The organism is Ligilactobacillus sp. (assembly GCF_036846325.1).
Classification (GTDB): domain Bacteria; phylum Bacillota; class Bacilli; order Lactobacillales; family Lactobacillaceae; genus Ligilactobacillus.
The window spans coordinates 1-8,584 of the sequence record NZ_DAIUCE010000074.1 but is presented as its reverse complement, the minus strand read 5'-3'; the positions used below and the strand labels follow the sequence as shown (position 1 = coordinate 8,584).

Below are 8,584 nucleotides of genomic sequence, written 5' to 3'. Positions count from 1 at the left end.
AACAGGAAGCCCTGCACATTTGCTTATCGAAACTTTGTTCAGTTTTCAAAGATCTACTTTCAAGATGTCGCTTGACGCAACTTCTTAAGTTTACCACTGATAATTTATAATGTCAACAACTTTTTTAAGCAGTCAGCAAAGCAAATTCAGTCTTCTCGTTGGAAACATCGAATTTCCAACAAAAAATCATTAAGTGACAACCTAATTATTGTAACAAATCCATCAGACAATGTCAATAACTTTTTTGAAACAATTTCTCAAGAACTTAACAACAGATATTATGATACCAACGTTTCACTTAATCGTCAACAAGTTTTTTAAATTTAGTTTGCTTTTTTGCAAATATAGAATCATTAATTATCCTTCACTTTAAATAATCCGTATTATTCCACATTTCTAACTTGAAATCAGTAAAATCGTTCGTTTTTAAAATGCATAATGAAGTGTTGTCGACCAAGCCTTCCGTCCTGATCTTATTCAGATTTTCACCGAGCAGCGTCTTTACCAAAAAAGTATTCACCAAAGCATGCGCAAATATCAATACTTTTCCGACTGGATGCTCAAGATGGATCTTTTCAGCGGCACATTGAATTCTTTCGACAAACTGGTGATAGTCTTCGCCCTGCATATCAATTGGAACGAAGCCTTCAGGATTCTTAAAAAACGTTTCGAATTCAAGACTTTCTTCGTGTTCAGACACCAGATCTCCGTCCCAATTCCCGAAATTAAATTCACGCAGCCCTTCAATCGTGTCAATCGAAGCACCTTCTAATCCCATCCCTTCAAGAACTGCTTTGCCTGTTTGCCTTGCGCGTTCCATCGGACTGGAGTAAAAAGCCTCAAAATGTGTTTCTTTAAGATACTCACCGGCTTTCTTAGCATCTTCAATGCTTTGCCTGAGCAATGCTGAGTCTTTTTTCCCGCCTTGAAAGCGTCCTTCTTGATTAAAAACGGTTTTTCCATGTCTTATCAGATAAAATTCAGTCATAAATTATTCCCTCCCAATATATAAAAACAGGGGGCACCCGCCCCCTGCTCTGCATTTTATAGATTAATCCTTCGTAATCTTTTCCAGACCGCCCAGATATGGACGAAGTGCTTCCGGAACAGTAACAGAACCGTCTTCGTTTTGGTAGTTTTCCAGAATTGCGGCCACCGTACGACCAACGGCGAGTCCTGATCCGTTTAAAGTATGGACGAAATGCAGCTTGCCGTTTTCATCTCGATACTGGATGTGAGCACGACGCGCCTGGAAGTCTTCACAGTTCGAGCAGGAAGAAATTTCGCGATACTTGTTTTGAGCAGGCATCCAGACTTCAAGGTCATGTGTCATTGCGGCACTAAAGCCCATGTCACCCGTCGAAAGAGTGATTACATGATATGGCAGGCCGAGTTTTTCCATGATGTTTCCGGCATTCTGCGTCATCTTCTCAAGTTCGTCATATGAGTTTTCAGGCTTCGAAAACTTGACCATTTCGACCTTGTTGAACTGATGCATTCGAATCAAACCGCGCGTATCGCGGCCGGCACTGCCTGCTTCTGAACGGAAGCACGGCGTAAGTGCAGTAAAGTATACCGGAAGCTTTTCCGTCGGAATGACTTCATCGCGGTAATAGTTCGTCAGCGGAACTTCGGCCGTCGGAATAAGCGTCATGTCTTCTCCGTTGACCTGATAAACGTCTTCCTTGAATTTAGGGAACTGTCCCGTTCCATACATCGTCTGAGCATTTACGATGTACGGAGGAAGCATTTCCGTATAACCTTCCTTTGCGTGCTCATCAAGCATGAAGTTGTAAACGGCGCGCTCCAAACGGGCACCCAGTCCCTTATAGTAGACAAAGCGCGCACCTGAAACCTTTGCTCCGCGATCAAAATCAAGAATTCCGAGATCCTCCCCGATATCCCAATGTGCTTTCGGCTCAAAGTCAAACTTGCGCGGCGTGCCTACTTTGCGCAATTCAACGTTGGCACTTTCATCCGGGCCAACCGGAATCGTCGGGTTCGGCAGGTTAGGCAATCGGGAAGCCATATCCTTGACCGTTGCTTCCACTTCCTCAAGTTCTTCATCCAAGGATTTGATTTCAGCACCGACTTCACGCATTTCCTTGATTGCGTCAGTTGCATCCTGCTTATTGCGCTTGGCATTGGCAATTTCTGCCGACACTTCATTGCGCTTTTGCTTCAGGCCTTCCGTTTCAACCAGCAGTTCGCGACGGCGCTTGTCCTTTTCAAGCAAGGTATCGATTGTTTCTGCCTTGACGCCGCGCGTTGCAAGACGTTCCTTAATTTCGTCAGTATTCTGACGAATCATCTTAATGTCTAACATGTTTATTCCTCCTGTTTTTCATGTAATCGAAAAAACGAGCCTATTCATCCCTCCATTGGGACGAAAAGACTCGTTTCGCGGTACCACCCAAGTTCGACCATGCGGCCGCACTCTCAGAATTAACGATCTCCCGTGCAGAATTACCTGCCCATTCAACGAACGCTGGAGTTTCGGCCGGTGATTCTCAGCTGCTTCACTTCTCTGTATGACCTACTTATGGCGAACTCAGATGTTTCGATTATTTCTTAAGTGTTATTATATTACGAATGATGTTAAAAAACAAGGTACGGATCCAAAAGTTCGTGACTTTCGAATCCAGCACGAAATCAAACCGTCATGTCTCAGCAGCGGGAAACCTGAAAATCCCGGACTGCTTTTCCGGACGTGCATTTCATACGATCTATTCGTTTTTGATGTCATGCGGTGTCAGATCAATCTCATCCAACGGAATCATTCTGGTTCTGTGCTTGAACTTGTAATAGAAGAAAAGCACCAGAAAAATCGGAATCGACATATATGTCACACCGATTGCCTGCCAGTCAAAATTCGCAAAGGACTTGATGTCCTGTCCGACCATGACCAGGATGCACAGGACAAGTGCAAGCAGTGGCCCGAACGGGAACCATTTTGCATGATACTTCAATTCGCTTAAATCATGTCCCTGTGCAATAAAGGCTCTTCTGAAACGGTAATGCGCAATCGCAATTCCAATCCAGGCGATGAAGCCCGACAAACCGCTCGAATTTACCAGAAACGTGTAGATTCTGGTTCCGAAAATACTTGCAAGAAACGTCAAAAGACCGACAAACGTCGTCCCGAGCAAAGCAAAAATCGGAATCCCGCGGTCGTTGACGCGCGAAAACATCTTCGGCGCATCTCCTGAAACTCCCAACGCAAAAAGCATTCTGGTTGAGGCGTACATCCCGGAATTTGCCGCTGAAAGAACGGATGTCAGGATAACCGCATTCATTACCGAAGCGGCAGATGCGAGTCCGGCACGTCTGAACACAAGCGTGAACGGACTGATTGTGATGTCCGATGCGCTCGACCCGAGCAGGTTGGGACTTGTGTACGGAATCAGGCAGGCAATCACGAAAATTGAAAGAATGTAGAAAAGCAGAATTCGCCAAAAGACCTGCTTGATGGCCTTCGGCAGACTCTTTTCCGGATTTTCGGTCTCACCGGCCGTAATCCCGATCAGTTCAGTTCCCTGAAATGAGAACCCGGCAACGACGAAGACGCTCAGAACAGTCGGAATCCCGCCGACAAACGGTGCCTTCTTATAGGCAAAGTTCTCGAGAAATACAGCGTGTCCGCCTAAAATACCGATGATCGTCAGCAACCCGACAATCAGGAAGACAATGACGGTAATCACCTTGATGAGCGCCATCCAGTATTCAGCTTCGCCAAAGGACTTGACCGAAAGTGCATTTATCAGAAAAATCATTACCAGCGCCGCCAGGCTGAATAGCCAGCCCGGAACGTGCGGAAACCAAAACTTCAAGACAAGCGCTGCCGTCGAAAGATCGACGGCAAGCGTAATCGCCCAGTTGAACCAGTAGTTCCATCCCATCGCAAATCCGAGCGCAGGATCGACGAATCTTTTCGAATATTCAGCAAACGAACCGGTAACCGGCAGATAAGTCGCCATTTCTCCAAGAGACGTCATCAAAAAGTAAACCATTATCCCGATACCGAGATAAGCCACCAGAGCCCCGCCCGGACCGGCAGTCGAAATCGCGCTTCCACTGGCAACGAACAGCCCCGTGCCAATGCTTCCTCCAAGCGCAATCATCGACAAATGCCTTGTCTTGAGCGACCGCTTGACCTGATTGTTTTCTGTCATTGAGAATTCCTCCAGTGCAAAATTCAGAGGAGATCTTCAGCGCAAAAGGCACGACCTTCAAAACGGAGGTCGCGCCTGTCAGTTTTTGTCTTAAAATACATTTTAAGCAACATCTCGATAGCGCTCCGCTGCATTTTCTCACAGCGACAGTCTTCAGTTTCTTCAACTGAAGCCCAGCATCGCCCGCATAAAGGCATGGCGTGCTTCGGCAAATCCCCCTTTCGTCCGGTTTCAGCGCTGCTTTATCAGCTCCGCCGGCCTACTGATGATCTTTGCGACCTCTTCTTCGATAACTACTATGATACAATCTGAAAAATATAATTGCAAGGTTTGTGACTGTGCAAAAAAAGCCCAGGGTCAACCCTGAGCCTGAAATGAGCTTCATCTTCCGGAACGCAGATTCGTCCGGATTTTTTCAATGATGGCCGTCGCCTGTTCGGACGGCGAAAGCTGAATCTTGTTCCAGTCAACTCTTGGGACGTCGATTGTTCCCAGAGTCTGACACAAAAGATCGTAAATCGTCACTTTATCAAGCGCCTGACGCCAAAGATTGTCGGCCGCATCGAATGCGGCATTGATTGCACTGTTGCCTTCGGTCGCAATCGGCTTGAAATCGCTGAACACAAGATCCAGCAGTCCGTTGTTCGGATAGGTGTGAATCTCTCCTTCAACCGCTGATACGACCTGCAAAAGCGTAATGTCCTCAGGTTCTCTCGCCAGACTGAATCCGCCGCTGTTGCCGGATGCGGACGTTATCAATCCGCCGACGACAAGCTTGCGCATTATTTTCTTCAGATATGTCGGCGAGCTGCTGACTCGAGTGTGAATGACGTGTGACGACAGCGGTATTCCCCGATTTTGAGTTGCCAAAAGTGCCATGATACATGCTGCCTGCTCAAAGCCTTTTGTCAATTGCATTATTACATCAACCTTTCTATCCATGAGCGGATTTTATATGGATATTTGATGTCTACATTATAACCTTGATTCTATTGCAGTTCTATCGACGTTTTTCCTATTTTGTCCTCTTTTTTCGTTTGGCCTTGCTTTCAAAGGTATAACGGCCATTTGAAATCATCTGCGGACGCATGGCAAAAAACAGGCAGAAGAGTTCGCCCGCAACCGGGATGAATCGAAGGAAAATCATGAAAGACGGCAGTTCGGAATCATGAAATCTCCTGATAAATGCAGTGATGGTCGTTATGAAGAAGAAAATCATCCATGCAGTGAACATCACGTCAAAGGCGGTTCCGACCATCTTAGGATAATACATGTATATTCCCGCCAAAACTACACCCATGATTACGCTGGCAATAATCGTCAAGAGGTACATTCCAAGATATCCCCACCAGAAATCACCGGTTCCCATACGCTTGTCAACCGTCAGCCAATCTTTGATCATCAGCCTGGTTGACACAATCAAGCCCGGTTTTTCGGACTCGTTTTTTGCAATATGGTACTTTCTGGCATTGGCTTCACGAATCCTGTTGCTTTCCTCTTCAATCTTCTGCAAGAACCTCTCCACGTCAGAAGGATCGTTGATTTCAAAGCTTTCCAGCGTTTCCAACGGATCTTCCTGAGCGTCATCTCCGTTTTGACGTTCAGCGCTTTCTTCGCCTTGATCATCTTTTTTGTCTTCAAACGACATCTCGTCATAAAACAACGTTGCCTGGTCCAGACCGCAGTAAGGACAGTAATTTGCATTTACGGGAATGGCTTCCTTGCACTTCTTGCAAGGCTTCGTTTCAATCGAAGTTCCTTCACGCTCCTGAACTATCCCGCAAAAATGACAACGCAGCTCGTCATCAGCTATCTGTCGGCCGCATCTTTGACAATAAAACATTTTTGGCCCCCATCATTTAAATTATTCATCAGTAAATACTTTATTAGTTTTTCCAATATTTATCAAGCAGTTAACGGCACCATGAAAACTATTTTCGAAAATTTGCACAATTTTAACAAATCTTTACTACTGTTCAGGTCATCTTTGTTAAAATATATAGTAACGGTGCGTTTTAACTAAAAAATTCAGCACACCAGGAAAGGAATACATCATGCTTCATACAGCATTACTCATGCTTTGCATCGGCATTTTTGCCGGTGTAATGGGTGCTATTTTAGGGATTGGCGGCGGAATGATCATCACTCCCATTGTCACGCTGGCACTCGGAATGGATATCAAATATGCAATCGGAGCAAGCATTATTGCCGTTATCGCAACCAGTTCCGGATCAACGATTGCATTTCTGCGCGATGATGTTCTGAACCTTCGCGTTGCAATGTTTCTGGAAATTTTCACGACAATCGGCGCAATTATCGGTGCTCTTTTGACAGGGGTCTTCAACCCGATGGTTCTTTACGTCCTCTTCGGCGCCCTGCTTGTTTTCTCCAGCTGGAACATGTACAGAAAACTCCGTCGCGGACAGGAAGTTCTGAAACGCGTTGAGCCGGACAGGCTTGCCGAAAAATTCAAGCTCAACAGCTCTTATTATGACAAAAACCTTCACAGGCAGATCGATTATCAGGTCGAAAACATCCCAGGCGGCGCCGCCATCATGTTCGGCGCAGGTCTGGCCTCGGGAATGCTCGGAATCGGTTCGGGGGCCTTCAAGGTCATGGCAATGGACGGAGCAATGAAGATGCCGCTCAAACCGTCGAGCGCGACGAGCAATCTGATGATGGGTGTCACCGCGGCAGCAAGTGCCACCGTGTATTTCTTCAACGGATCCATCAAACCTGAAATTGCCGTCCCGCTGGCTCTTGGCATCATCGGTGGAGCAACCGTCGGAAGCCGCATCATGCAGCTTCTGCCTTCAAAAGTCATTCGCGGAATCTTCATTCCGATTTTGCTTTATCTTGGTTTGCAGATGATTCTTAAAGGATTCGGGGTGACAATCTGATGTCTGAAAGAAAAGCCACTACAAGAGAAGAAATGATGGCCGTTGAAATCGTCATCGGGAAAATCATGCGAATCGGGGTTTTCCTTGCAGCTACCGTGATGATTATCGGCTTTGCGATGCTGATGATCAAGGGCACGAGCGGATACCCGGGAAACAGTTTTCCAACGACTCTTTCCGCCGTTGTTTCCGGAATGTCCGCACTCAAGCCGTATGCCTGGATGATGGGAGGAATCTACCTCTTGATCTTGACTCCCGTTTTGCGCGTCGTCATTTCAATCTACGCATTTATCAAGGAAAAAGATTATCTGTACGTCAAAATCACGTCGCTGGTTCTGCTGATCCTGATTGTCAGCTTCCTTCTTGGTCACAGGTAGTCAAAAGGAGTGAAAAAACATGCCACAAAAGGACAAGGGCTACGTCAATCCCGAAATTTCGCCGCGTTCCGGACGCAATAAAAAGCAGCACCAAACCAGGAAAAACCATCGAGGCTGTTTCTTCTGGGGGTTGCTTGTGACCGTTATCGCCATCATTGTCGGCGGCAGATACGCCTACGCAAAATATACGAATGCCAAAAAGGCCGCCAATACGATTTTTCAATCCTCAAACGTCAAAAAGGCCCGCGATGTCAATTCAACATTGAAGGACGGACATCCGGTGTCAGTTCTGCTGATGGGAACGGATACGGGCGCACTTGGCCGCGACTTCAAGGGAAGGACGGATACAATCATGGTTGCCGTTCTCAATCCTGAGAAAAAAACGATGACGGTTGTCAGCCTTCCGCGCGATGCAAAAGTCGAGATTTCCGGATACGAATCGGAATATCCGAGCAAGCTTAACGCAGCTTACTTCTACGGAGGCTCGGGGACTGCGGTCAAGACAGTCCAGAATTATCTCAACGTCCCGATTGATTTTTACGCAACAATCAACATGGGCGGTCTTGAACGCCTGATTGACTCTGTCGGCGGTCTTGACATCAAGCCGCTTTTGACCTTTACTTATGATAATCAGTCATTCGTCAAGGATGAAGAAACACATATGGATGGTGCTCGTGCACTCGCCTATGTCAGAATGCGCTACACCGATCCTCAGGGAGACTACGGACGTCAGGCCCGCCAGCGTCAGGTTCTGACTCAGCTTGCATTCAAGGGAAGCCACCTGACAAGCCTGATCAATCAGAAGTTTCTGTCAACAATCTCAAAGCAGATGGTAACGGATCTTAACTTTGACGACCTGCTTGTCCTGGGAAGCAAATACAGGGTCGCAACTCACAACATGGTCACAGATCACCTTGCCGGCCAGCCGAACCAGGAAAACGGCGAATCCTTCGAAGTTCCGACTACAAAGGAAAAGCAGCGCATCACCAATCTCCTGCGAAAAGCTCTTGGTTTAAGTCATGCCCAAACCGGCGATTCAAGCGACTGGGTTGACGCGGATGATGATTAGACAAGGTGCGAAGGCCAGCCGCTCAACAAGGCGGTAGATAAGGAGGGGCGCGAGCGATCAGCGAAAGCG

8 protein-coding genes and 1 riboswitch are annotated in these 8,584 nt (G+C 46.8%); of the genes, 3 read left to right on the top strand and 5 right to left on the bottom strand.

Features of this window, described 5'->3' with window-relative positions; genetic code table 11:
• Window positions 1-364: 364 nt before the first annotated feature.
• The 5 genes from V7Z60_RS07410 to V7Z60_RS07390 form a co-directional block, all read right to left on the bottom strand.
• On the bottom strand, window positions 365-988 hold the full coding sequence (locus V7Z60_RS07410) for a histidine phosphatase family protein (protein ID WP_334117200.1): 624 nt from the start codon (window positions 986-988) through the stop codon (window positions 365-367).
• Between the two features lie 63 nt (window positions 989-1,051).
• Complete coding sequence (serS, locus tag V7Z60_RS07405; RefSeq protein ID WP_334117199.1) at window positions 1,052-2,326, bottom strand: serine--tRNA ligase; 1,275 nt, start codon at window positions 2,324-2,326, stop codon at window positions 1,052-1,054.
• 400 nt (window positions 2,327-2,726) lie between these two features.
• Window positions 2,727-4,172, bottom strand: coding sequence for an amino acid permease (locus V7Z60_RS07400; RefSeq protein ID WP_334117198.1), 1,446 nt, complete (start codon window positions 4,170-4,172; stop codon window positions 2,727-2,729).
• Window positions 4,173-4,282: 110 nt separating this feature from the next.
• Window positions 4,283-4,464: riboswitch (Lysine riboswitch) on the bottom strand.
• A gap of 89 nt (window positions 4,465-4,553) precedes the next feature.
• A complete protein-coding gene (locus tag V7Z60_RS07395; protein WP_334117197.1) occupies window positions 4,554-5,090 on the bottom strand; it encodes an Rrf2 family transcriptional regulator in 537 nt (178 codons plus the stop codon).
• 97 nt (window positions 5,091-5,187) lie between these two features.
• Window positions 5,188-6,015, bottom strand: a complete 828-nt coding sequence (locus tag V7Z60_RS07390; RefSeq protein WP_334117196.1) for a zinc-ribbon domain-containing protein — start codon at window positions 6,013-6,015, stop codon at window positions 5,188-5,190.
• Window positions 6,016-6,226: 211 nt separating this feature from the next.
• On the opposite strand from V7Z60_RS07390, the gene V7Z60_RS07385 reads away from it, so the two are divergent.
• Genes V7Z60_RS07385 through V7Z60_RS07375 form a run of 3 tightly spaced genes read left to right on the top strand, consistent with a single transcriptional unit; the run spans window position 6,227 to window position 8,515 of the window.
• Complete coding sequence (locus V7Z60_RS07385; RefSeq protein ID WP_334117195.1) at window positions 6,227-7,072, top strand: sulfite exporter TauE/SafE family protein; 846 nt, start codon at window positions 6,227-6,229, stop codon at window positions 7,070-7,072.
• Window positions 7,072-7,446, top strand: a complete 375-nt coding sequence (locus V7Z60_RS07380; RefSeq protein ID WP_334117194.1) for a DUF1634 domain-containing protein — start codon at window positions 7,072-7,074, stop codon at window positions 7,444-7,446. Before V7Z60_RS07385 ends, V7Z60_RS07380 begins: the two co-directional genes overlap by 1 nt.
• 19 nt (window positions 7,447-7,465) lie before the next feature.
• Entirely contained in the window at window positions 7,466-8,515 is a 1,050-nt protein-coding gene (locus tag V7Z60_RS07375) for an LCP family glycopolymer transferase (RefSeq protein WP_334117193.1), read from the top strand.
• Window positions 8,516-8,584: the final 69 nt, after the last annotated feature.

What these genes read in the sequence shown, in the direction of transcription:
- V7Z60_RS07410 (WP_334117200.1), bottom strand. Translation starts at nt 988, where the DNA reads ATGACTGAATTTTATCTGATAAGACATGGAAAAACCGTTTTTAATCAA.
- serS (WP_334117199.1), bottom strand. Translation starts at nt 2,326, where the DNA reads ATGTTAGACATTAAGATGATTCGTCAGAATACTGACGAAATTAAGGAA.
- V7Z60_RS07400 (WP_334117198.1), bottom strand. Translation starts at nt 4,172, where the DNA reads ATGACAGAAAACAATCAGGTCAAGCGGTCGCTCAAGACAAGGCATTTG.
- V7Z60_RS07395 (WP_334117197.1), bottom strand. Translation starts at nt 5,090, where the DNA reads ATGCAATTGACAAAAGGCTTTGAGCAGGCAGCATGTATCATGGCACTT.
- V7Z60_RS07390 (WP_334117196.1), bottom strand. Translation starts at nt 6,015, where the DNA reads ATGTTTTATTGTCAAAGATGCGGCCGACAGATAGCTGATGACGAGCTG.
- V7Z60_RS07385 (WP_334117195.1), top strand. Translation starts at nt 6,227, where the DNA reads ATGCTTCATACAGCATTACTCATGCTTTGCATCGGCATTTTTGCCGGT.
- V7Z60_RS07380 (WP_334117194.1), top strand. Translation starts at nt 7,072, where the DNA reads ATGTCTGAAAGAAAAGCCACTACAAGAGAAGAAATGATGGCCGTTGAA.
- V7Z60_RS07375 (WP_334117193.1), top strand. Translation starts at nt 7,466, where the DNA reads ATGCCACAAAAGGACAAGGGCTACGTCAATCCCGAAATTTCGCCGCGT.